At 72.1% G+C, this 22,367-nt stretch carries 26 protein-coding genes; 14 read left to right on the top strand and 12 right to left on the bottom strand.

The window, feature by feature from the left end:
* Positions 1–164: 164 nt before the first annotated feature.
* The 3 genes from AB0J68_RS06625 to AB0J68_RS06635 all read right to left on the bottom strand — a co-directional run bounded on the left by AB0J68_RS06625 (position 165) and on the right by AB0J68_RS06635 (position 1,986).
* The gene (locus AB0J68_RS06625; RefSeq protein ID WP_354855972.1) at positions 165–788 is read right to left on the bottom strand and encodes an RNA methyltransferase; all 624 of its coding nucleotides are present in this window, start codon (positions 786–788) and stop codon (positions 165–167) included.
* Between the two features lie 53 nt (positions 789–841).
* A complete protein-coding gene (locus AB0J68_RS06630) occupies positions 842–1,366 on the bottom strand; it encodes a hypothetical protein (RefSeq protein WP_354855914.1) in 525 nt (174 codons plus the stop codon).
* A 104-nt stretch (positions 1,367–1,470) separates the two neighbouring features.
* Positions 1,471–1,986, bottom strand: a complete 516-nt coding sequence (locus AB0J68_RS06635; protein ID WP_363936673.1) for a MaoC family dehydratase — start codon at positions 1,984–1,986, stop codon at positions 1,471–1,473.
* Positions 1,987–2,534: 548 nt separating this feature from the next.
* Here AB0J68_RS06635 and trxA point away from each other — a divergent pair.
* The 3 genes from trxA (at position 2,535) to AB0J68_RS06650 (ending at position 4,459) form a co-directional block, all read left to right on the top strand.
* On the top strand, positions 2,535–2,897 hold the full coding sequence (trxA, locus tag AB0J68_RS06640) for a thioredoxin (protein ID WP_030329190.1): 363 nt from the start codon (positions 2,535–2,537) through the stop codon (positions 2,895–2,897).
* Between the two features lie 153 nt (positions 2,898–3,050).
* Positions 3,051–3,491, top strand: coding sequence for a hypothetical protein (locus tag AB0J68_RS06645; RefSeq protein WP_354855916.1), 441 nt, complete (start codon positions 3,051–3,053; stop codon positions 3,489–3,491).
* Positions 3,488–4,459, top strand: coding sequence for an MFS transporter permease (locus tag AB0J68_RS06650; protein WP_363936677.1), 972 nt, complete (start codon positions 3,488–3,490; stop codon positions 4,457–4,459). The genes AB0J68_RS06645 and AB0J68_RS06650 overlap by 4 nt, the downstream gene beginning before the upstream one ends.
* Here the strand turns inward: AB0J68_RS06650 and AB0J68_RS06655 are convergent.
* Positions 4,423–4,842 carry a DUF393 domain-containing protein gene (locus AB0J68_RS06655; RefSeq protein ID WP_363936680.1) on the bottom strand — a complete coding sequence of 140 codons (420 nt, stop codon included), beginning with the start codon at positions 4,840–4,842 and terminating at the stop codon, positions 4,423–4,425. The two genes, AB0J68_RS06650 and AB0J68_RS06655, sit on opposite strands and share 37 nt — an antisense overlap.
* 92 nt (positions 4,843–4,934) lie before the next feature.
* On the opposite strand from AB0J68_RS06655, the gene AB0J68_RS06660 reads away from it, so the two are divergent.
* The 3 genes from AB0J68_RS06660 (at position 4,935) to AB0J68_RS06670 (ending at position 8,342) form a co-directional block, all read left to right on the top strand.
* A complete protein-coding gene (locus AB0J68_RS06660; protein ID WP_363936681.1) occupies positions 4,935–7,001 on the top strand; it encodes an intein-containing Rv2578c family radical SAM protein in 2,067 nt (688 codons plus the stop codon).
* Positions 7,002–7,027: 26 nt separating this feature from the next.
* The gene (locus AB0J68_RS06665) at positions 7,028–7,435 is read left to right on the top strand and encodes a CoA-binding protein (protein ID WP_355066732.1); all 408 of its coding nucleotides are present in this window, start codon (positions 7,028–7,030) and stop codon (positions 7,433–7,435) included.
* Positions 7,436–7,601: 166 nt separating this feature from the next.
* Positions 7,602–8,342, top strand: coding sequence for a hypothetical protein (locus AB0J68_RS06670; RefSeq protein WP_355066731.1), 741 nt, complete (start codon positions 7,602–7,604; stop codon positions 8,340–8,342).
* Here the strand turns inward: AB0J68_RS06670 and AB0J68_RS06675 are convergent.
* Positions 8,323–9,519 carry an acyl-CoA dehydrogenase family protein gene (locus AB0J68_RS06675; protein WP_354855922.1) on the bottom strand — a complete coding sequence of 399 codons (1,197 nt, stop codon included), beginning with the start codon at positions 9,517–9,519 and terminating at the stop codon, positions 8,323–8,325. The genes AB0J68_RS06670 and AB0J68_RS06675 overlap by 20 nt on opposite strands.
* 176 nt (positions 9,520–9,695) lie before the next feature.
* Between AB0J68_RS06675 and AB0J68_RS06680 the strand changes: the two genes are divergently transcribed.
* The gene (locus AB0J68_RS06680; RefSeq protein WP_355066730.1) at positions 9,696–10,232 is read left to right on the top strand and encodes a DUF4190 domain-containing protein; all 537 of its coding nucleotides are present in this window, start codon (positions 9,696–9,698) and stop codon (positions 10,230–10,232) included.
* A 13-nt stretch (positions 10,233–10,245) separates the two neighbouring features.
* Here AB0J68_RS06680 and AB0J68_RS06685 read toward each other — a convergent pair whose 3' ends face one another.
* Positions 10,246–11,151, bottom strand: coding sequence for an SDR family NAD(P)-dependent oxidoreductase (locus AB0J68_RS06685; protein WP_363936685.1), 906 nt, complete (start codon positions 11,149–11,151; stop codon positions 10,246–10,248).
* Between the two features lie 117 nt (positions 11,152–11,268).
* On the opposite strand from AB0J68_RS06685, the gene AB0J68_RS06690 reads away from it, so the two are divergent.
* Positions 11,269–11,766: a DUF4190 domain-containing protein gene (locus AB0J68_RS06690; protein ID WP_363936686.1), complete on the top strand. Its 498-nt coding sequence runs from the start codon at positions 11,269–11,271 to the stop codon at positions 11,764–11,766.
* 76 nt (positions 11,767–11,842) lie between these two features.
* Here the strand turns inward: AB0J68_RS06690 and AB0J68_RS06695 are convergent, their stop codons facing one another.
* Positions 11,843–12,799 (bottom strand): CoA ester lyase, encoded by a 957-nt coding sequence (locus AB0J68_RS06695; protein WP_354855926.1) that lies wholly within the window; start codon positions 12,797–12,799, stop codon positions 11,843–11,845.
* A gap of 127 nt (positions 12,800–12,926) precedes the next feature.
* On the opposite strand from AB0J68_RS06695, the gene AB0J68_RS06700 reads away from it, so the two are divergent.
* Both AB0J68_RS06700 and AB0J68_RS06705 read left to right on the top strand, forming a co-directional pair.
* Positions 12,927–13,751 (top strand): SDR family NAD(P)-dependent oxidoreductase, encoded by an 825-nt coding sequence (locus AB0J68_RS06700; protein WP_363936687.1) that lies wholly within the window; start codon positions 12,927–12,929, stop codon positions 13,749–13,751.
* A 9-nt stretch (positions 13,752–13,760) separates the two neighbouring features.
* A complete protein-coding gene (locus AB0J68_RS06705) occupies positions 13,761–14,036 on the top strand; it encodes a hypothetical protein (RefSeq protein ID WP_363936690.1) in 276 nt (91 codons plus the stop codon).
* On the opposite strand, the gene AB0J68_RS06710 is transcribed toward AB0J68_RS06705, so the two are convergent.
* The 3 genes from AB0J68_RS06710 to AB0J68_RS06720 all read right to left on the bottom strand — a co-directional run bounded on the left by AB0J68_RS06710 (position 14,014) and on the right by AB0J68_RS06720 (position 16,965).
* The gene (locus AB0J68_RS06710; protein WP_363936692.1) at positions 14,014–15,405 is read right to left on the bottom strand and encodes a hypothetical protein; all 1,392 of its coding nucleotides are present in this window, start codon (positions 15,403–15,405) and stop codon (positions 14,014–14,016) included. The genes AB0J68_RS06705 and AB0J68_RS06710 overlap by 23 nt on opposite strands.
* Positions 15,402–15,926: a SigE family RNA polymerase sigma factor gene (locus AB0J68_RS06715; protein WP_363936695.1), complete on the bottom strand. Its 525-nt coding sequence runs from the start codon at positions 15,924–15,926 to the stop codon at positions 15,402–15,404. Before AB0J68_RS06715 ends, AB0J68_RS06710 begins: the two co-directional genes overlap by 4 nt.
* Before the next feature lie 97 nt (positions 15,927–16,023).
* On the bottom strand, positions 16,024–16,965 hold the full coding sequence (locus AB0J68_RS06720) for a DMT family transporter (RefSeq protein ID WP_363936697.1): 942 nt from the start codon (positions 16,963–16,965) through the stop codon (positions 16,024–16,026).
* Positions 16,966–17,071: 106 nt separating this feature from the next.
* On the opposite strand from AB0J68_RS06720, the gene AB0J68_RS06725 reads away from it, so the two are divergent.
* Positions 17,072–17,797, top strand: a complete 726-nt coding sequence (locus AB0J68_RS06725) for an HAD-IA family hydrolase (protein WP_363936700.1) — start codon at positions 17,072–17,074, stop codon at positions 17,795–17,797.
* 15 nt (positions 17,798–17,812) lie between these two features.
* Here AB0J68_RS06725 and AB0J68_RS06730 read toward each other — a convergent pair whose 3' ends face one another.
* The gene (locus tag AB0J68_RS06730; protein ID WP_363936702.1) at positions 17,813–18,343 is read right to left on the bottom strand and encodes a hypothetical protein; all 531 of its coding nucleotides are present in this window, start codon (positions 18,341–18,343) and stop codon (positions 17,813–17,815) included.
* 12 nt (positions 18,344–18,355) lie between these two features.
* Entirely contained in the window at positions 18,356–19,231 is an 876-nt protein-coding gene (locus AB0J68_RS06735; protein WP_355066725.1) for a PhzF family phenazine biosynthesis protein, read from the bottom strand.
* A 33-nt stretch (positions 19,232–19,264) separates the two neighbouring features.
* Between AB0J68_RS06735 and AB0J68_RS06740 the strand changes: the two genes are divergently transcribed.
* The 3 genes from AB0J68_RS06740 to AB0J68_RS06750 form a co-directional block, all read left to right on the top strand.
* Positions 19,265–20,551 (top strand): CBS domain-containing protein, encoded by a 1,287-nt coding sequence (locus AB0J68_RS06740; RefSeq protein WP_354855952.1) that lies wholly within the window; start codon positions 19,265–19,267, stop codon positions 20,549–20,551.
* Positions 20,544–21,170, top strand: coding sequence for a DUF1003 domain-containing protein (locus tag AB0J68_RS06745; protein WP_234584336.1), 627 nt, complete (start codon positions 20,544–20,546; stop codon positions 21,168–21,170). Before AB0J68_RS06740 ends, AB0J68_RS06745 begins: the two co-directional genes overlap by 8 nt.
* Before the next feature lie 87 nt (positions 21,171–21,257).
* Positions 21,258–22,367 (top strand): Mrp/NBP35 family ATP-binding protein (locus AB0J68_RS06750; RefSeq protein WP_363936705.1); only part of this gene is annotated, 1,110 nt, incomplete at its 3' end.

Genomic DNA, 22,367 nt, shown 5'->3' on the forward strand with positions numbered 1-22,367 from the left:
CGGGACCGCAGCGCAGGCACCTCGACTCGGTGTGCATCAGATCCGGCGCCCGTACCGGGCCCCCGCAACTCGGACAACTCACCGCGACACTCACAACCCCACCGTCACCCGGCATCGCTGGCACGTCAAGCCGGAAACGCCCGATTGCGCCGACGGGGCGAGGGTCAGTCCGGTGGCGGGCCGGCGTGCGTACGGATCCACGCGTGCATGGCGATGCCGCTGGCCACACCCGCGTTGATGGACCGGGTGGAGCCGTACTGGGCGATGGAGTAGAGCGCAGCGCAGGCGGCGCGCGCGGGCTCGGACAGGCCGGGCCCCTCCTGGCCGAAGAGCAGCACGCAGTCCCGCGGCAGGACGCCGGTCTCCAGCGGGCGGGAGCCGGGCAGGTTGTCGATGCCGAGCACGGGCAGCCGCCGCCCCGCCGCCCAGTCGACGAACTCCTCGATCGTCGCGTGGTGCCGGACGTGCTGGTAGCGGTCGGTGACCATCGCGCCGCGCCGGTTCCACCGTCGCCGTCCGACGATGTGCACCTCGGCGGCGTTGAAGGCGTTGGCGTTGCGCACCACCGTGCCGATGTTGAAATCGTGCTGCCAGTTCTCGATGGCGACGTGGAAGCCGTGCCGGCGTCGGTCCAGGTCGGCGACGATCGCGTCGTGTCGCCAGTAGCGGTAGCGGTCGACCACGTTGCGCCGGTCCCCCTCGGCCAGCAACTCCGGGTCGTAGCGCGGGTCCTCGGGCGGGTCCCCCGGCCAGGGGCCCACGCCCACCTCAAGCTGGTCGTCGGTCACGGTCATCAGAGGGTACGGGCCACCTCGGCGTCCGCCGCGACGGCCCGCCGACCTCAGCCGAGGCCGAGCGCGTCACCCAGCCGGTCCAGGAACCGTTGGTCGGCGGGGCTGGCCGGACGTCCGCCGGGGCCGGGCACCGCCCGGCAGACGCGGGCCGCGACCGACTGCACCCACTGGCGGTACGCGGCCGAGTCGGCGGGATCAGCGCGCCGGCGCAGGACCCGAACGGCCGCCCGGCACGCGACCAGCAGGTCCACCAGGTCGGTGAGTCGCTCGACGGGCGCCGGGGCGCCGTCGTGGCGGGCGTAGATCGCGGCGACCACGGCACGGACCAGATCACTGTCGAACCCGCGGCCGGCAGCCACCGCGTCCAGACCCGCGAGGCCCGCCATCACCCCCCGCTCCGGGCGGCCGGCGCCTGGCGCTGCGGCGGCCACGAGCACCCGAGCGGGCAGGCTGGTGAGCAGGTCCCACTCGGCGGCGGAGTAGACGGCGGTGGTCAAGGGTGCGGCGCGGCGGCCGGCAGAGGGCGGCTCTCCGGCGACGGAGTGGCTCATCGGAACCTCCGGCGCCAGCATAAGCCCCGAAACGGGCGACGGGCCCCCTCCCCGACAGAACCTGCTGTGCGGGATGGAGGCCCGTGCCTCGGCGGCGGCGACTCCTGCTCAGCGCCGCCGGGGGTTCAGCGCGGGTTCGGGAAGCTGGGCCGCTCCGGGTCCACTCCCTCGGCGACGGCGTCGGCCGCGTACTCCCGCTTGGGGACCATGACCTTGCGGCGGAACACGCAGACCATGGTGCCGTCCTGGTTGTAGCCCCGGGTCTCCACGGACACGACGCCCCGGTCTGGCTTGGAGCCGGACTCGCGCTTGTCCAGCACCGTCGTCTCGCCGTAGATGGTGTCGCCGTGGAAGGTGGGCGCCACGTGCCGCAGCGACTCGACCTCCAGGTTGGCGATGGCCTTGCCGCTGACGTCCGGCACCGACATGCCGAGCAGCAGCGAGTAGATGTAGTTGCCGACCACCACGTTGCGCTTGAACTGGCTGGCCGTCGCGGCGTAGTGCGCGTCCATGTGCAGCGGGTGGTGGTTCATGGTGAGCAGGCAGAAGAGGTGGTCGTCGTACTCGGTGACGGTCTTACCCGGCCAGTGCCGGTAGACCCCGCCGACCTCGAACTCCTCGTAGTAGCGGCCGAACTGCATCCTGGTCCCCTTCGACGGGCGGCGATGGAGTTCGGCACAGCATGCCTTACCGATGGTTAAGGCGACGGTCGGGGCCGGACCCCGGCGGAAATGTCACACCGGTCACTCACCCGAGGGGAGACGCAATGAGCGGCGGGGCCCTCCCCGGCACCCGCCGCCCACGCTCTGATGTGAGGAATTCTGCCCTACGACGGCGTAGGTTCGACAGAGATCGAGGTCACATTTATCTTTTTGTAACACTACTCTGTGTGACGGAGAGCGGGGTGATCAGCGATCTCCGCAGGCCGGATACCTCCTCGTCAGGGCTCAAGTTACCGATTCGTAGCGCTCGATCGGGTGGATCTCCTTGGAACCGCTCCCATCACCGCAGGTCACGCAAGTGCGTCATGCACTTGCGTTCCGCAGGACGGGATGAACTGACGCAGTTCGATGGCCGCCGAGGGCCCCGGGCAGCCCTGCGCACGTTTCGTGCTGGACGGCCCGGGAATTCGATACGGTCAGCCCTGGTTCTACGGGACGCAGACAAACCGCGGTGATCGGAGAGTGCAATGGCAACCGTTGAGCTGACCTCGGCGAACTTCGACGAGGTGACCGGCAACGACGGCATCGTCCTGGTCGACTTCTGGGCCGACTGGTGTGGTCCGTGCAAGCGGTTCGCCCCGGTCTACGAGCGCTCCTCGGAGAAGCACCAGAACATCGTCTTCGGCAAGGTCGACACCGAGGCCCAGCAGGAGCTGGGTGCGAAGTTCGACATCCGGTCGATCCCGACGATCATGGCGATCCGCGACGGCGTCATCGTCTTCGCCCAGCCGGGCGCGCTTCCCGAGTCCGCGCTGGAGAACCTGATCGAGCAGGTCGAGGCGCTGGACATGGACGACGTCCGCAAGCAGCTGGCCGAGCACAACCACTGAGCCGTCCCCGTGACGGCGCGCGAGGGCCGGGCCCGGTCGGGTCCGGCCCTTCGTCGTACCCGGGCACCGGCGCGTGATCATCGACCTGGGCAGGCGGAACTGGCCATCGGTGGGACCCCGCACGGCCGGTACATCCCGTATCGTCACGACCCGATGGAGACCCTGACCACCCGCGGGCGCGCGACCCGGCTGGGCGCGACCGCCCTCGGTCTCGTCCTGCTGCTGCTCGGCACCTTCTGGGGCAGCGACGACGACTTTCCGTTCGGCCCGTTCCGGATGTACGCCACCTCCAACCCGCCGAACGCCCCCGCCCCGGACACCCGCGTGGAGGGGGTGAACAGCGCCGGCGCGGTGGTCGACCTCGACCAGGGCGCCACCGGCATCCGCCGCGCCGAGATCGAGGGCCAGCAGGACCGGTACGCAGCCGACCCGACGCTGCTCGCCGAGGTGGCCGACGCGTACGCCGAACGCCACCCGGACGCCCCGGCGCTGGTCGAGGTCCGCATCGTCATCCGCTGGCACGGCATCCGCGCCGGCCGACCCACCGGGCAGCACACCGACGAGACCGTGGTCCGCTGGCAGGTCTCCCGATGAGCGGCTGGCTGACCGAGGCGGTGCCGCGCGGCCGGATCGCCGCCTTCCGCACCCTGATCTACCTCTTCGTCGCCGCCGACCTGGTGGTCTTCACCCCATGGGTACGCACCAGGGCCAGCGTGCCCGGTGAGCTGTACCAGCCCCTGCTGATCGGCCGGCTGCTCCCGCTGCCGACGCCGACGCCGACGGTGGTGGCGGTGATCTTCTGGGTGCTGCTGCTGCTCACCCTGCTCGCCGCGACCGGCCGGGCGCCCCGGCTGCTCGGCTGGTCGGTCTGCGCGCTCTACCTCGAGTGGATGATCATCGCGATGAGCTACGGAAAGGTCGACCACGACCGGTTCGGGCTCCTCGTCGCACTGGCCGTGCTGCCCACCGCCGGCCGGGCCCGCCACGGCGACACCACCCGCACCGAGGCCGGCGGCTGGGCGCTGCGGGTCACCCAGATCGCGGTGATCTGCACGTACTTCCTGGCGGCCTGGGCCAAGCTGCGCTTCGGCGGCCTGGACTGGCTGACCGGCTCGGTGCTGGCGCGGGCCATCATCCGACGTGGCACCGACCTGGCGGACCTCATCGCCCAGGTGCCGTACCTGCTGATCGTCGCCCAGTTCGGCATCGTGGCCTTCGAACTGTTCAGCCCCGTGGTGTTCCTGCTGCCGGCCCGCTGGCGACTGGCCATGGTCGGCTTCTTCTACTCGTTCCACGTGGTGACCATCGCGACCATCACGATCTCGTTCGCACCCCACCTCGCCGCGATGACGAGCTTCCTGCCGCTGGAGCGGGTCCGCCCGCTGGTCTGGGCCCGCCGGTTGACCGGCCGCGAGACCCCCGGCGCACCGACGGACGCGCCGGAGCCGGCCCCACCGAACGCCGACCCCGAACCACGCGATCAGGCCCCGGCGGACGCCGGCACGGAGCCGGCGCGGCTCGGGGATCAGGCCCCGGCGCTCGGGCGGCCGGCCGGCCCGTAGAGCCGCTCCCGGGCCTCCTGCCGCAGCGAGCACGCCGCCGTGCCGCCCGGGAGCCGGTGCCGGTTGCGCGCCACCCAGCGGTACGCGGGCCAGGCCACGGCGCGCGCCGGCGGAAACCGCAGCCCCGCTCCGGCGACCCGCCAGAGCGGACCACTCGCGGCGAGCAACTTCGCGATGGCGTCCGGCCCGGCGGCGCGTGAGCCATCCGCGCCGACCCACTGCACGGCCTCCTCGCACTGGGCGGCCGTGAGGCCGAGCGCGTCCAGATCGGCGAACTGCCAGGGCACCACCCGGGCGGCGGTGGGGATGCGGCGTTCGATGAACTCCGCGCAACTCGTGCAGAACGCGCAGTCCCCGTCGTAGACGAAGGTCGACCTCTCCATGGCGTCCATCCTCCCCCGCGCGACCGCCCGGTGGGCTCCGGTGTCCGGCGAGTCACTTGCGCGTGCCTCGTACACGTGTTCGAATAGTGGCCATGCGCTGGGACAACCTCACCGCTCCCCCGGTTGAGGGAGACCCCGAGCGGGCAGCGCCAGCGACGCCACCCCTGCCGCTGGCGCTGCCCGGCGCCATCGTGCGCACCTTCGACACCCCTGAGTTCGCCGGGATGACCTTTCACGAGGTGCAGGCCAAGTCCATCCTCAACCGGGTGCCCGGCCAGTCCCGCGTGCCCTTCGAGTGGACGATCAACCCGTACCGAGGATGCAGTCATGCTTGTGTTTACTGCGTATCGGGCGACACCCCCATTCTGATGGCGGACGGACGCACGAAACCGATCAGCGAGCTGGAGTCGGGCGACCGCATCTACGGGACCGAGCGACGCGGCGCCTACCGCCGATACGTCGTCACCACCGTCCTCGACAAGTGGTCCACCGTGAAACCGGCTTATCGCGTCACCCTGGAGGACGGCACGACGCTCGTCGCCAGCGGGGACCACCGCTTCCTGACGGAGCGAGGCTGGAAACACATCACCGGCGGCATGTTCGGCGCCGATCAACGGCCCTACCTCACCACCAACAGTCGCCTGATCGGCACTGGGGCGTTCGAGACAACTCCGAAGGCCTCCCACGACTACCGTCGCGGCTATCTCTGCGGCATGGTGCGCGGCGACGGAACCATAGGCACCTACGCCACAGGCAGGAGCTGGAGTCACCAGTTCCGCTTGGCGCTCGCGGACAGCGAGGCCCTCGATCGTACCGAGCGGTATCTGAAGGAAGAGGGCGTCGACACAAGCCGCACCTCCTTTGGCCAGGCCAGGCCCGACCGGCGGCCGATGGAGGCGATCCGCGCCTCGGGAAAGCAGAAGGTCGATGCAATCAGGGAGATCGTCCAATGGCCGCAGCATTCGACTCCTGACTGGCAACGAGGGTTCCTTGCTGGCATCTTCGATGCCGAAGGCAGTTGCAGCCAGGGCATCCTGAGAATCGCCAACTGCGACGATCAGGTCCTCAGCCACACGACGGAAGCACTGCGCGCCTTTGGATTCGCCACCGTCCTCGAGGACCGGAGGCGGACGAACCGCCTGCGCTATGTACGGCTGACCGGCGGTCTCCCGGCGCGGTTGCGCTTCTTCCACCTGACCGACCCGGCCATCACTCGCAAGCGTTCGATCGCGGGTGCCGCTCTGACATGCAGGGCCGCACTCAGGGTTGTCGACATTCAAGCGCTCGGGCTGGAGTTGCCGCTGTGGGACATCACCACCGGCACCGGCGACTTCATCGCCGACGGAGTCGTGAGCCACAACTGCTTCGCCAGAAACACCCACGCCTACCTCGACCTCGACGCGGGTGCGGACTTCGACCGGCAGGTGATCGTGAAGGTCAACGCCGGTGAGCTGGTACGGCGGGAGCTGGCCGCGCCGAAGTGGCGGGGCGCGCACGTGGCCATGGGCACCAACGTGGACTGCTACCAGAGGGCCGAGGGCCGTTACCGGCTGATGCCGCAGATCATCGCGGCGCTGCGCGACTTCGCCAACCCGTTCTCGATCCTGACCAAGGGCACGCTGATCCTGCGAGACCTGCCGCTGCTGCGCCAGGCCGCCGAGGTGACCAGGGTCGGCATCTCCTACTCGGTGGGCTTCGTCGACGAGCAGCTCTGGCGTGGCGTCGAGCCGGGCACGCCGCACCCGAGCCGCCGGCTCGACGCGGTCCGCCGGCTCACCGACGCCGGCTTCGAGGTCGGGGTGCTGATGGCGCCGATCCTGCCCGGGCTGAGCGACGGCGACGAGTCGATCGACGCCACCGTGTCGGCGATCGCGGCCGCCGGGGCGACCAGCGTGACTCCACTGGCGCTGCACCTGCGCCCGGGCGCCCGGGAGTGGTACGCGCAGTGGCTCGCTCGGGAGCACCCGCACCTCGCGCCCCGCTACCGCGAGCTCTACCGGGCCGGCGCGTACGCCCCGCAGGCGTACCAGCGGGAGCTGACCGCCCGGGTGCGGATCGCGGCCCGCCGCCACGGGCTGCACCGGGGCGAAGTGGGTGACAACCGTCGGCTGCCCGAGCCGCCCCCACCGCCGGCCGCCGAGCAGCTGACCCTGCTCTAGCCAGCAGGCGGCGCTACAGTCGGCGGGTGCGCACCGCTCAGCAGATCCTCGCCGACTCCGCCGTCATCGCCGTCGTCGGCGCGTCGCGCGACCCGCGCAAGGCCGCGCACGGCGTGCCGTTGCAGATGCAGCAGTACGGCTGGCGGATCATCCCGGTCAACCCGACAGTCGACGAACTCTTCGGCGAGCGGGCGTACCCGACGCTGGCCGACATCCCGCACCCGGTGGATCTGGTGGACGTGTTCCGGCCGGCGGCCGACGCCGTGCAGGTCGTGCGGGACGCGGCGGCGATCGGCGCTCCGGCCGTCTGGCTGCAACTGGGCATCGTCTCGGCCGAGGCGCGACGGATCGCCGAGGCGGCCGGGATGGACTACGTCGAGGACCGCTGCCTCATCGTCGAGCGCGCCGCCGCCGGCCTGACCCGGCTCGGCTGATCCCGCGTCGGTCCGACGGGCTGGCCGACGGCCGGACGGACCGGAAGCCGTCGACAGGCCGGTGGGCACGACGTGAGCGGCCGGCATTGGCACGAACATCTCGTCGTCGAGCGCGCCGCCGGCCTGACCCGCTTCACTGGGTTCCCGGTGGTCGTACGCTGCGGGCATGGTCATCCCGCGGCGCGGCCGCGTACCGGCGCTGGGCGACGGGCTCTGGCCGCGCCGGATCCTGGCTCTGACGGCCGGGTTGGTGGTGACGGCCGGGGTCGCCGGTGGGCTGCTTGCGCCCCCTCGGATCAACCCGTCCACCGCCAGCCTGGCGGTCTGGTCGGCCATCGGCATGCGGTGGCTGACCGGGCGGTGGTGGCCACGGCGGACCGGGCATCTGCGCTGGCGGGAGCGTGCCTCCGGCCTGGACGCCGTCGAACCGGGCCTGGTGGCACGCCGGTCGCTCGCCGGGTGGGTCGACCTGGCGGCCGGTGCGACCACGCTGCTCGCGATCGGAGGGTGGCTGATCGCCAGCCTGCCCCCGCACGGCCGGTGGGTCGAACTGACGCGGCCGGTGCTCGCCGTCGGGGTCGCGGCCTGGCTCGGTCGTGGGGTCTACGAGGAGACGCGCTTCACCGGAAGGCTGGCGCTGACCGCCAGCGAGATCCGGCACGGCCGCCAGATCGTGGACTGGACGAACATCGACCGGGTCAGCCCGCACCGGCGCGACGGCCGGCTGAACGGGGTGCGGCTGCGGCCGGCGGTCTGGCAGTCGCTGCGGCCGGCGCCGGTGGTCGGCGGCCGGGACACGGCGGTGCCGGAGGACCGGCTGATCGCCGCGCTCGAGGACTACCGGTTCCGATCGCGGGAGCTGGCCGTCGAGCCGGATCAGGGGCAGCTCAGAGCTTGTACTCCTTGAGCAGGCCGCGGGAGATGATGGTCTTCTGGATCTCCGAGGTGCCCTCGCCGATGAGCAGGAACGGGGCCTCGCGCATCAGCCGCTCGATCTCGTACTCCTTGGAGTAGCCGTAGCCGCCGTGGATGCGGAACGCCTCCTGCACGACCTCCGCGCAGTACTCCGAAGCGAGCAGCTTGGCCATCCCGGCCTCGACGTCGTTGCGCTGGCCGGCGTCCTTGAGGCGGGCGGCGTTGACCATGAGGGCGTGCGCGGCCTCGATCTTCGTGCCCATCTCGGCGAGCTTGAACGCGATCGCCTGGTGCCTGGCGAGCGGCTGGCCGAAGGTCTTGCGCTGCTGGGCGTACGCGACGGCCAACTCGAAGGCGCGGATGGAGATGCCGCAGGCGCGGGCGGCCACGTTGACGCGGCCCACCTCGATGCCGTCCATCATCTGGTAGAAACCGCGGCCCACCTTGTCGGCGCCGCCGAGGATGGCCGAGTCGGGCACGGTCACCCCGTCGAGCACCATCTCAGTGGTCTCGACGCCCTTGTAACCCATTTTCTCGATCTTGCCGGGGATGGTGAGGCCGGGGGCTGTCTCGCCGAAGCCCGGTTCCTTCTCCAGCAGGAAGGTGCTCATGTTGCCGTACACCGACTCGGCGCCGGTGTCGGTCTTGACCAGGGTGGCCACCACCGAGGAGTACGCCCCGTTGGTCAGCCACATCTTCTGCCCGTTGAGCACGTAGCTGTCGCCGTCGCGAACGGCCCGGGACTTGATCGCCGAGACGTCGGAGCCGGTCTCCGGCTCGGACATCGAGAAAGCGCCACGCACCTCGCCGGTGGCCATCTTCGGCAGGAGGCGGGCCTTCTGCTCGGCGGAGCCGTGCTGGGAGATCAGGTACGCCACGATGAAGTGGGTGTTGACGATGCCGGAGATCGACATCCAGCCCCGGGACAGCTGCTCCACCACGAGGGCGTACGTGAGCAGCGACTCGCCGAGCCCGCCGTACTCCTCGTCGATGGTGAGGCCGAACAGCCCCATCTCGCGCATCCCGTCGAGGATGTCGGTGGGGTACTCGTCGGCGTGCTCCAGCCGCTGGGCGTGCGGGATGATCTCCTTGTCGGCGAACTCCCGGACGGTCTCCAGGATCGATCGCTGCACATCGGTCAGGCCGGGCGTCTGGGCGAGTCGGGCCATCTCAGCCTCCGGGGATCAGCGCACTACTCATGGGTAACTGAACGCTCGGTCAGTATCGGCCTCCGGGTCGGCAAGGCCAAGGTGACCAGTCCACACAACCGCTGTGAAAAGGTTCACCGCTGCGGGTACCGTCCGGCAAGAAGGACTTTTCCGGCACCGGCAGGAGGAGGACAGCCGTGAGCTACCCGCCACCGTCGGGCCCCCCGGGGGACGAGCCGCCGCCGTCACCCTACGAGCCACCCCGGGACCAGTCGCCGTACGCGCCACCGCCGGCCGGCCAGTCGCCGTACCCGCCGCCGCCGGACCAGTCGTCGTTCGGGTCGCCGGAACGCTCGCCGTACGGGCCCCCCGCCGACGAGCCGTCGCCGTACGAGCAGCAGAAGCCGCACCAGCCGGCGCACTGGGGGCAGCAGCCGCCGTACCCGCCGCAGGGCCCCTACGGCCAGTACGGCCCGCCGCCGTCCGGACCCGGTCGGGGCACCAACGTGCTGGCGATCCTGTCGCTGGTGTTCGCCTTCGTGTTCCCCCCGGCGGGCGCCGTGCTCGGCCACGTGGCCAAGCGACAGATCCGCACCAGCGGCGAGGACGGCGACCAGCTCGCCACCTGGGGGCTGATCCTCGGCTACGCCTTCACCGCGCTGACCCTGCTGGCCTGCTGCGGCTGGCTGGCGCTGGTCATTTTCAGCAACACCGGCGACAGCGGCGGCTACTGACCCGCCCGGCCGATCAGCGGAAGCGCGCCTCCCGGACGCTGTTGCCGCCGTCCACCACAAGCATCTGGCCGGTGATGTACGAGGCGGCCGGCGAGCAGAGGAAGCTGATGGCCGCGGCTACCTCGTCCGGGGTGCCCGGTCGACCGACCGGTGTGCCCAGGCCCTGCTTGATCTCGGCCATCGTGGACGCCGCCGTGTAGATGGTGCCGGGCGCCACCGCGTTCACGGTCACCCCGTCGGCGATCATCTCCATGGCCAGCGCACGGGTCAGCCCGACGACACCGGCCTTCGCGGCGGCGTACGCGGCCTCGGTGGGCAGAGCGTTGACCGGCCCAGCGGTGGCCGCCAGGTTGACGATCCGCCCCCAGCCCCGCTCGGCCATCCCGCCGATGAACGCGCGACTGCACAGGAACGCGGTGGACAGGTTGCGGTCGATCTCGCCGCGCCACTCGTCGTAGGTCAGCTGCGCGACGGGACGCAGCACCCCCTGGCTGGCCCGGCTGGCCAGACCGGCGTTGTTGACCAGCACCTCGACGTCACCCAACTGCTCGGCGACCGCGTCCGCCAGCGCGCCGACCTCGGACTCGTCGGTCAGGTCGGCGACGAACCCGGTCGCCCCCAGCTCACCGGCCCGCTCGTGGATGCGCCGGGTGGTGCTGACGATGGCCACCCGCGCCCCCAGGTCGGCGAGCCGCCGGGCGGTGGCGTAGCCGATGCCGTCCGGGCTGCCGGCCCCGGTCACCAGGGCGACCCGACCGTCGAGCCGCATGGTCACCGGGTCCGCGAGTGCGACCGGTTCGTCGGGGCCGGGTGCGCCGGCCGGCGTGGCCGCCCGACCGCGGCGGCCCGCACCCGGACGGCTCACGTCCCGTCGCGGTCGGCTGCCGGAACGGTCCGCGGCGCGCGCGTCTATTGCCATGCCAGGGATCCTGCCCGTTACGACCGGCCCGAGCAACGCGGCACCCGGTAGCGGGGGCATCGGGTTTGGGCACCCCTGGCTACTCTGACGGCGCACCCGAGCCGACGGAGAGTTCGCATGACCAATCCCCCACCCCCCGGCGGTTGGACCGACCCCACCTGGTCGGCTCAACCGTCGAGCGCGCCGCCGGACCCGACCCTGGTGGCCGGCCAGCCGATACCGACCCAACCCGGCCCCGCGAACCCGTACGCGCCGGTCGACCCGTACGCGGGTGGGCAACTGCCGCCGGGCGCGTACGCGCCACCCGGCTACCCGCCGAACCCCGGTTACGGGTACCCGCCACCGCCGAAGACCAACGGGCTGGCCATCGCGGCACTCGTGCTGGCCCTGGCCGGCCTGACCACCTGCGGCATCACCGGGCCGATCGGGGCGATCCTCGGCCACGTGGCGCAGAAGCAGATCCGGGTCAGCGGCGAGGGCGGCGAGGGAATGGCGAAGGCCGGCATCATCGTCGGCTGGATCATCACCGCGCTGATGGTGCTGGGGATCGCGTTCTACGTCGTCGCGATCGTCTTCGCGGTCACCACGGGCGCCAGCAGCGACAGCAGCTACTGACTCGGCCGTCGGGCCCGCGTACCCCCGGCTGGTGGGCCGGGTCGGCAGCCGGCGGCTACCGACCCGGCCCGAGGCGTCACTGCGCCGGTGGGGTGAACGAGGAGGTACGGCTCATCCCGGCGGCGCGGCCCTTGGCGGCGATTACCAGCGCCATCTTGCGGGACGCTTCGTCGATCATTTCGTCGCCGAGCATCACCGCGCCGAGCTTGCCGCCGGCCTCCGAGGTGTAGTGCTCGTACGCGTCGAGGATCAGCTCGGCGTGGTCGTAGTCGGCCTGGGCCGGCTGGTAGATCTCGTTGGCGGCGTCGATCTGGCCCGGGTGCAGCACCCACTTGCCGTCGAAGCCCAGCGCCGCCGACCGCTTGGCCACCTCGCGGAACGCGTCGACGTCGCGGATCTGCAGGAAGGGGCCGTCGATGGCCTGCTTGTCGTGCATCCGCGCGGCCATCAGGATCCGCATGAGGATGTAGTGGTACGGGTCGCCCGGGTAGTCCGGGATCAGGCCGCCGACCACCAGCGACCTCATGTTGATCGACGCCATGAAGTCGGCCGGGCCGAAGATGATGGTCTCCACGCGCGGCGAGGCGGCCGCGATGGCGTCCACGTTGACCAGACCCGCCGCGTTCTCGATCTGCGCCTCGATGCCGATCCGGCCTACCTCAAGGCCGATCGTCTTCTCGATCTGGGTGAGCGTCAGGTCCAGCCACTGCACCTGGGCGGCGTTCTGCACCTTTGGCAGCATGATGCAGTCCAGGTTCGCGCCGGCGCCCTCTACCACCTCGATGACGTCCCGGTAGGTCCACGGGGTTGTCAGGTCGTTGACCCGGACCACCCGGGTCTTGCCGGCCCAGTCACCGTCGTTGAGGGCGGCCACGATGTTCTTGCGCGCATCCGGCTTGGCCAGCGGCGCCACGGCGTCCTCCAGATCGAGGAAGACCTGGTCGGCGGGGAGACCCTGCGCCTTGCCGAGCATCTTGACGCTGGAACCCGGCACGGCGAGGCAGGACCGGCGGGGACGACCGACTGCGGCCATGAATGCGCTCCTCTTCCAGCGATCGGCGAGCACGCCGACGCCACCTGACTCCGAAGAAAACTTAACGATCCCAAAGGGCGTGGTGACGTCACGGTAACCTCGCGCCATGACCGGGGTGAATGGACCTGTGGAAGATCTCACTGGGCGTCGGCTGGTGGTGGTGACCGGGGCAAGCTCCGGCATCGGGTTGGCGGCCGCGGTGAGCTTCGCGTGCCGCGGAGACGAGGTGGTGCTGGTCGGACGGGATCCGGCCCGCCTGCAGGCCGCGGCGGAACGGGTACGGGAGACCTCGGGCGAGCGTCCCGAGCTGTTCCGGGCCGACTTCGCGGTGCTCGACGACGTACGCGGGCTCGCCGAGCGGCTGCGCGACGCGTACGACCGGATCGACGTGCTGGCCAACAACGCCGGGGCCATCGCGCTCCAACCGCTCACCACCGTCGACGGCTTCGAGCTGTCGATCCAGGCCAACCACCTGGCCCCCTTCCTGCTGACCAACCTGCTCGCCGACCGGGTGGGCCGGATAGTGGTGACCGCCTCGGGCGCGCACCGCTACGGCGGGCTCGACCCGGCCGACCTCAACAAGCCGCTGCGCCGTTACCGGTCGATGGCCGCGTACGGCACCAGCAAGCAGGCCAACATTCTGTTCGCCGCCGAGGCGGCCCGCCGCTGGCCGCACATCCCCACGCACAGCTTCCACCCCGGCGTGGTGCGTACGAGGTTCGCCAACGACAGCCGGATGGTCGCGTTCGGTATGCGGTTCCTGCCGTTCCGCAGCCCCGAGAAGGGCGCCGAAACGCTGGTCTGGCTGGCCAACCAGGATCCGGCCCGGCTCATCAACGGGGCGTACTACTACAACCGCCGGCCACGCCGGCCGTACCGCAAGGCAGCCGACCCGCAGCTCGCGGCCCGGCTCTGGGAAGCCAGCGCCACGGCCGTCGGCATCGACCGATAGCGTGGCGTCATGCTGACCCTTGTCGCAGTCGTCGAGTATCCGGCCGGGGCCGAGGCCGCCGGGCAGCGCTACGAGGACACCGTGCTGGCGCTGCTCGACCGGCACGGTGGCCGGCTGGAACGACGGCTGCGCGGCACGGACGGGCGGGCCGAGGTGCACGTGATCACCTTCGACGGGCGGGCCGGCTACGAGTCGTTCCTGGTCGACCCGGAGCGGGCGGCCCTGCGCACCGCCCTCGGCGAGGCCGCCCCGGCCACCCGCGTCATCGAGGTGCACGAGGGCTAGGCCGGCGACGGCGGCCGCGCCACCGCCGCAGCCACCCCAGCACGGGCAGCGCCACCAGGACCACCAGCACGAACCCCGCCGCGAGCGCCCAGAACGGCAGCGGCCCGTAGTCGGGGCGACCGGATTCGCGTACCGCCCCGTCGATCGCCAGGTCGGCGGCGACCGACAGCTCAGTGATGCCCTCCGGGGTGCGGAAGAGCACCTCCGGCGCGAGCGCGCCCCGGCGCAGCGCCACGAGTTCCACCGCCTCCGTTCCGGGCTCGTGATACGGCTCCCAGGCCACGTCGTGGTCGTCCGGGCGGTCCACCGCCGCCGGACCCGGCACCCCGACCAACGCGACCGCCTCCTCCGCCGAGCGCCAGCCGAGCAGTTGCACGAACGTGCGGGAAGGCAGCGGGGGGAACGCGGCACCGGCCACGGGCGAACCGTCGACGGTGGATCGCAACGCCAGCGTCCAGGTGCGCCGGAAGGACGGCACCGGGCAGTCGTCGCAGGTGGACCGATCCAGGACCGCCACCGATCCGCCGTCCGGCGACCAGGACCCGGCCCCGGCGAGCCGGCCGCCGGCGAGCGGCAGCTTCCGGTACGGCTCGGCGACCCGATCGGCACCCGCGTCGGCCACCCGAGTGAGCCAGACCTCGTCGCGGACCTGGAGGGCCAACTCCCCGCCGTCGGGCGAGAGCGCGGCCGTGCGTCCGGGCGGAATCCAGGCCGTCCCGACCCGCACCCGCAGCACATCCGCGCCGAGTTTGCGGTCGTGGACACCGACGTACGGGGTGCCGTAGCTGTTGGGCGGGGTGAACGTCGTGTCGTCCTCGGCGTAGACGAGACGCTCCCCGTTCGGCGCGAACGCGAGCGGGTAGCCGCCCGTGCGATCCGGGGTGAGCTTCCCGGTCCGCAGGTCGAGCAGTGTCGCACCGATCGAGGCGTACCGGCCGTCCGGGGACAGCATCGCCTCGAAGCCCGCGACGGCCGAACCGGCGTCCAGCACCCGGTAGCGGTCGGCGTCCGCGGCGAGCACACCCATCCGGGTCTCGAACCAATCGGTGCGCACGGCGGGACCGCCGAAGAGCATCGCCGCCGTGCCAGGTGCCGAGGCCCGCACCGAGGCGGTTCGCAGCGGCGGGTCGACGAGTCTGGTGGGCAGGCCGGGGGCGTCGTGCCTCGGGCCGGCGGGGATCGGCAGCGCGACCGGGCGCAGCGCGTACCCGGTGCCCAGGAGCAGGACCAGGACGGCGAGCGCTCCCGCGACGGCGGCCCGGCGACGGCGGTGCCGGGTCCGCGCCGCGTCGAAGAAACCCGCCGGTACGCGCGCGGGCGGCACGTCGTCGGCGAGGCGCCGCAGCGCTTCGGAGAGCCGGGCGGTCACCGTGCCACCTCCTGCGGGTCACGGCCGACAAGTTCGGCCAGTTCGGGGGCGAGTACGCGGAGTCGGCCGAGGGCGTGGCGGGTCTGGCTCTTCACGGTGCCGACCCGGCAGCCGAGCAGTTCAGCCGTCTCCGACTCGGTGCGGTCCTCGTAGTAGCGCAACACGAGGACCGCGCGCTGCCGCACGGTCAGCCGAGCCAACGCCGCCGACAGCACCAGCCGTAGATCGGCGTCGTCACCCGGACCGGATCGTTCCGGCAACGCCCCGCCCAGCCGCTCCGCCGGACGGGCCCGCCGCCAGCGCCACCAACTGGCGGCCTGGGTGCAGAGCACCCGGCGCAGATAGGCGGGAGGATCCTCGATCCGCTCCCAGCGCACTGCGACGCGAGCCAGCGCCACCTGGACCAGGTCCTCCGCATGGTGCCGGTCACCGGTCAGCAGGTATGCGAACCGGGTCAGCCCGGCGGTCTCGGCCCGGACGAAGTCGGCGAAGCCGTCCCGGGCGCGGTCCTCAGTCGTCAACGGATCGCCCTCCTCACCCGGACAGACGCCGGGCGACCCCGCCGCGGAGGGAACCCGTGTCCATGTTCCTCACGTCGTCGCGGCACGGTGTCGGGGATCAGTCGGCCAGCGGTGTCGGGTCGGCCGGCAGCGCGGTGGGTTCGCTGCGCCGGCCGCCGAGCACCACCGCGACCCCGACCAGCAGCAGCGCCATCCCGAGCAGCGCGTACGGGCGGGGCAGTTGACCCAGCCAGGCCCATCCGAGCAGGGCCGCGCCGGGCGCCTCCAGCAGGATCAGCACGCTCACCGTGGTCGCCGGGATCTTCTGCAGGGCGTAGTTGAACATCGAGTGCCCGAGCAGTTGGGCGCCGGCCACCAGGGCCAGGATGGCCAACCACGTACGCCCGTCGAACCCGGTCAGCCGGACGCCGCCGACCAGGCAGATGGCCAGCAGGATCAGCGCGCAGATCCCGTAGCAGATGGTGGTGTAGGTGGTGGTGCTGATGCTGGTCCGCGCGCGCTCGCCGAAGGCGGTGTAGACGGCGGCGAACAGGGCGCCGACCAACGCCAACACGTCGCCGAGGACGGCCCGGCCGGAGACGCCCACGTCCACCCCGGTGGCGACCGCCGCGCCGCCGACCGCCACCGCGATGCCGATCCAGACCACCCGGGGCAGCGGACGCCCCTGAGCGCGGGCGATCAGCCCCTGCCAGACCGGCTGGGTGGCGACCAGGGCGGTGGACGTGGCGACCGAGGTGAGCTGGGCGCTCGGCACCCAGGTCGCGAAGTGCCCGGCCAACGCGACCCCGGACAGTACGCAGAACAGCCCCTCCCGCCGGCCCGCGCCCACTGTCAGCCTGCGGAACTCGGCGCGCCGCCGGGCCAGCGAGAAGGGGCTCAGCACGGCCACCGCGAGCAGGTTGCGCCAGAACGCGATGGCCAACGCGGGAGCGGCGGCGTACGCGATCAGCGGCGCGGACGACGACACGGCGACCACGGCAAGCCCGACCGCGCCGGCGGTCAGCGGATCCAGGGTCGGCCGATGTGAAGGTGGGGGCACGGGACGTAATCCTCACACGTATGACGGTCAGCACCGAGGGTCATCACTCCGTTACGATCACGCGGTTCCGCGCCGGCGAACCTCGACCGCCCGGAGGCGTTCCCCCATGTCCAGCTACCAGGCGGTGCTGTTCGACTTCTTCGGCACCCTGACCCGTTCGGTACAGCGCGGTGCCGCGCACCTCGGCACCGCGGAACTGCTCGGCTGCCCCACCGAGACACTGACCGAGGTGTTGAATCGCACCTACTACGAACGGGCCAGCGGCCGACTCGGCAACGCGGAGGCGACCCTGCGGTGGGTGTGCGCCCAGGCCGGCGTACACCCCAGTGACCGTGCGCTGCGGGCGGCGGTGGCGTCCCGGCACCGGGCGATCCGCGCGGACACCCGGCTGCGGGCCGACGCGGTGCCCGTCCTGGCGGCGCTGCGCCAGCGCGGCCTGCGCACCGGCGTGGTCAGCGACTGTACGCACGAACTGCCGGCCTTCCTGCCGCAGCTCGCGATCGCGCCCCTGCTCGACGTGCGGGTCTTCTCCGTGCAGGTCGGACGCTGCAAGCCGGACGCGGCGCTCTACCTGACCGCGTGCCGTCGGCTCGGGCTCGCGCCGGACGAGTGCCTGTACGTCGGCGACGGCGGCAGCCAGGAGCTGACCGGCGCCGAACGGGCCGGGATGACCGCCGTGCGGCTGGCCGCGCCCGACCTGGCCGAGCACATGGTGTTCAACGCGGACCGGGACTGGCGCGGCCGCACGCTCGGCACCCTGCGCGAGGTGCTCGACCTCGCGGGCAGCGCCGTGGGGGTCGCTGCCGTCGGGGTGGGTGGTCCGACGGGCTGACCGGCCGGGCGGCGGTCAGCGGCGGCGGACCCGGTGCAGGCGGAACGGCTTGCGGGTGGCGCGGACCGCCGGAGTCTCCCGAGGCTGCTCGGCCTGCGAGTCGGACGGCAGGCCGGCGCCGGTCAGCGGCTCGCCGGCCTGGACGAGTCGGTTCACCGCGCAACCCTCGGCGGCCCAGCGGGCCACCAGATCGGCGGTCGGGCCGGGCGCGTTCAGGCGCTTGGCCGCCACCAGCGGCGCGGTGGTGTCCCACGCGTCGGTGCCCGGTGCCAGCCGGGTCACCCGGGCCGGCCAGGTGACGATCCGTCCTCCGTGGTCGCCGCGCAGGGTGACCTGCGCCTCGGTCGCGTCGGCCAGCCCCGGCGCGGCCTGCTCGCCCGGCCCGCTCACCACGAAGAGCGCGCCCTCCAGCGGCGCGCACCAGAGCGCGAGCGCCGGGCCACCGGACACGCTGACCCAGGCCACCGCGGCCTTCTTCATCGCCTCGTCGACCAGCGGCGTGCCACCGGAGGCATCCTCGTCCGTCACACCCGCATTCTCCCGCATCGGCACCGTCACTCAGCCCACGAACGGCGGCACGGCGATCTCGCCCCGGGCCACCGGCATCACCTGACCGGCGACTGTCGCGCCGACGGCCACACCGTTCGCCGCGGTCACCGTGCAGGCGAGCGCGGATGGGCGGTTCATCTCGATGCCCTGGCGCACCGCGTAGTGCGCCAGACCCTCGCCCGGCAGCAGGCCGGTCGCCACCAGCCAGACTCCGAGCCCGAGCGCCGCCGAGCCGGTCGCCGGGTCCTCCGGAACGCCGAGCCCCGGCACGAAGACCCGGGCGTGCGCGGTTTGCGTGCCGGCGTCCCAGGAGAAGACGCTGACGTGCGCCACCCCGTACCGTTCCGCTGCCGCCGGGTTCACCCGCGCCCTGGCCACCGCATCCGGACGGACCGGCAGGTAGGGAAACTCCAGCCCGCAGCCGGCCACCCGAGGGGCGGGCCCGGCATGGTCATGGTCGTCCGCGACCAGCCCGGCGATCTCCAGCAACGGCTCCGGGTCCAGCTCGGGGCCGAGGGTGGGGCTGCCTCCGGTGAGCGTCGCCCCGGTCGCGGTGACCTCGACCGGCAGCACACCCGCGCCGCACTCCTGGGTGACCTGCCCCACACCGAACATTCCGCGCCGACTCGCGGTGACCGCCGCGCCGACACTCGGGTGCCCGGCGAACGGCAACTCTTCGGCCGGAGTGAAGATGCGGGCCCGGTAGGTGGCCCCCACCTGGGTCGGTGGCAGCACGAACACCGTCTCGGAGAGGTTGAACTCCAGCGCGAGCGCCTGCATCTGCTCGGTGGCCAATGCCTCCGCGCCGAACACCACGGCCAGCGGGTTGCCGGCGAACGGGCGGTCGGTGAAGACGTCCACGATCTCGTAGGCCAGGGTCGACATGTTGATAAACACTAGGCGCTTAGGCTGGTGCCCGTGAGCACGCCGACCCGGGTCTACATCGCCCGCCTCGCCGGAGTCGCCGTCTTCGATCCGAACGGCGACCAGGTGGGGCGGGTCCGTGACGCCGTGGCACGGCTGCGGGCGACCAAGCGGCCCCCCGAGGTGGTGGGTCTGGTCGCCGAGATGCCGATGCGCCGACGGATCTTCCTGTCCATCAACCGCATCACCTCGATCGACGCGGACGCGGTGGTCCTCGGCTCCGGCACTCTCAACCTGCGGCGCTTCGAGAAGCGCCCGAACGAGCTGCTGGTGCTCCAGGAGCTGCTGGACCGGCGCGTACAGCTCGAACCGGGCGGCCAGCCCGGCTCGGTGGTGGACGTCGCGATGGAGTGCACGCGCGGCGGCGAATGGTCGCTCAGCCGGGTCGCGGTCCGCGAGCAGACCGGCCGGCTCACCCGCCGCGGCCACCTGCACCAGGTCGAGTGGGACCGGGTGCGCGGGCTCAGCGGCATCGCCGACAACCGGGGTACGGCGAACCTGCTCGCCGTCCTGGAGGACATGCGCCCGGCCGACCTGGCCAACGCGCTACAGGACCTGCCCGACGCGCGGCGCAACGAGGTCGCGGCGGCGTTGAACGACGAGCGGCTGGCCGACGTGCTCAGCGAGCTGCCGGAGCACGACCAGGTCGAGATCCTCGCCGCGCTGGACCGGGAACGGGCCGCGGACGTGCTGGAGGAGATGGACCCGGACGACGCGGCGGACCTGCTCAACGAGCTGCCCCCACCGGAGCAGGACGTGCTGCTGGACCTGATGGAGCCGGACGAGGCCGACCCGGTACGGCAGCTGCTCAAGTACACCCCGGGCACGGCGGGCAGCGTGATGACCTCGGAGCCGGTCATCCTGCCGCCGGACGCCACAGTCGCCGAGGCGCTGGCGCGGATCCGGGAACCGCAGCTCTCTCCCGCCGTCGCCGCCCAGGTCTTCGTGACCCGGGCCCCGCAGAACACCCCGACCGGCCGCTACCTGGGCATGGTGCACTTCCAGGCGTTGCTGCGTGAACCGCCGGCCGACCTGCTGGGCAAGGTGGTGGTCAACGACATCGACCCGCTGCGTCCCACCACCCCACTACCGGAGATCACCCGCCGGATGGCCACCTACGACCTGGTCGCCATGCCGGTGATCGACCGCAGCAACCGGCTGGTCGGCGCCGTGACGGTCGACGACGTACTGGACCACTCGCTGCCCCGGGACTGGCGCGACCGGGACGCCCTGGCCGCCCCGGGCACCTCCGACGCGGCGCTGGACGGCGACGGTGGCTGAGCAGCGGCGCACGGAGCGGCTCGACCAGCCCCGCGAGCCCCGGGGCATCAAACTCCCCCGGTTCGACGCGGAGGCGTTCGGTCGCTGGTCGGAGGGCATCGCCCGGGGCATGGGCACCGCGAACTTCATCGTCGTCATGACGGTGGTGATCGCGATCTGGTTCGGCTGGAACACCCTCGCCCCGGCCGAGCTGCGCTTCGACCCGTACACCTTCACGTTTCTCACGCTTGTGTTGTCGTTGCAGGCCAGCTACGCCGCGCCGCTGATCCTGCTGGCCCAGAACCGGCAGGCCGACCGGGACCGGTTGGCGCTGGAGGAGGACCGGCGGCGGGCCACCGCCCAGAAGGCGGACACCGAGTACCTGGCACGGGAGATCGCCGCGCTGCGGATCGCCCTCGGCGAGGTGGCCACCCGCGACTTCCTCCGTTCCGAGCTGACCCGGCTGGCCGAGGAGCTGGACGAGGCGGGGCAGCGCCGGCAACGCCTGGAGCGCCGGCAGCAGGAGAAGGACAGCCAGCAGGAGCGGCGCGCGCAGCGGGCGACCGACGGCCTGGGTCTGGACGAGCCGCGCGACGACCTGGACGGGGACTTCGCCCGCGACGCCCGGCCCGACCGCTGATCAGCGGTTCGGGTTCGCTCATCGTTTGGCTCACACCACTGTCGGCCAGCGGTCGGATCGGATGCCCCGCGACGTAGCATTGCGGGCATGTCAGCACCCGTGAGCACGGTCGAGGACGCGATCCAGGCCGCCCTGGCCACCGTCAACGACCCGGAGATCCGCCGGCCCATCACCGAGCTGGGCATGGTCCGCTCCGCCACGGTCGGCGCCGACGGCGTCGTACGCGTCGAGCTGCTGCTCACCGTCGCCGGCTGCCCGCTCAAGGACAAGCTGCGCACGGACATCACCGCCGCCGTCGCGGCGGTGCCCAGCGTGACCGGCGTGGAGATCGACTTCGGTGTGATGAGCCCCGAGCAGCGGCAGTCGCTGCAGTCGCAGCTGCGCGGCGGTGGCGCCAGCGAGGAGCCGGTGATCCCGTTCGCCCAGCCCGGCTCGCGCACCCGGGTGTACGCGGTGGCCAGCGGCAAGGGTGGTGTCGGCAAGTCCAGCGTGACGGTCAACCTGGCGGCGGCGCTCGCCGCCCGTGGGCTCTCCGTGGGCGTGGTCGACGCGGACATCTACGGCCACTCGGTGCCCCGGATGCTCGGCGCGGACGGCCGACCGACCCGCGTCGAAGACATGATCATGCCGCCGCAGTCGCACGGCGTGAAGGTCATCTCGATCGGCATGTTCACCTCGGGCAACGCGGCCGTGGTGTGGCGCGGCCCGATGCTGCACCGGGCGTTGCAGCAGTTCCTGGCCGACGTCTACTGGGGCGACCTGGACGTGCTCCTGCTCGACCTGCCCCCGGGCACCGGCGACGTGGCCATCTCGCTGGCCCAGTTGCTGCCCAACTCGGAGATCCTGATCGTGACCACCCCGCAGACCGCCGCCGCCGAGGTGGCGGAGCGGGCGGGTGCGATCGCCCTGCAGACCCACCAGCGGGTGGTCGGCGTCATCGAGAACATGTCCTGGCTGGAGCTGCCGGACGGCTCCCGGATGGAGATCTTCGGCGCCGGCGGTGGCACGGCTGTCGCCGAGTCGCTGAGCCGGACCATCGGCGCCCAGGTGCCGCTGCTCGGTCAGATCCCGCTGGACACCCGGGTCCGCGAGGCCGGCGACGCTGGCACCCCGATCGTGCTGGCCGAGCCGGAGTCCCCGGCCGCGCAGGCGCTCGGCACGATCGCCGACCGGCTCGCGCTGCGCCGCGAGTCGCTG

Origin of the sequence: Micromonospora sp. NPDC049580, assembly GCF_040675595.1 — a bacterium.
Classification (GTDB): domain Bacteria; phylum Actinomycetota; class Actinomycetes; order Mycobacteriales; family Micromonosporaceae; genus Micromonospora.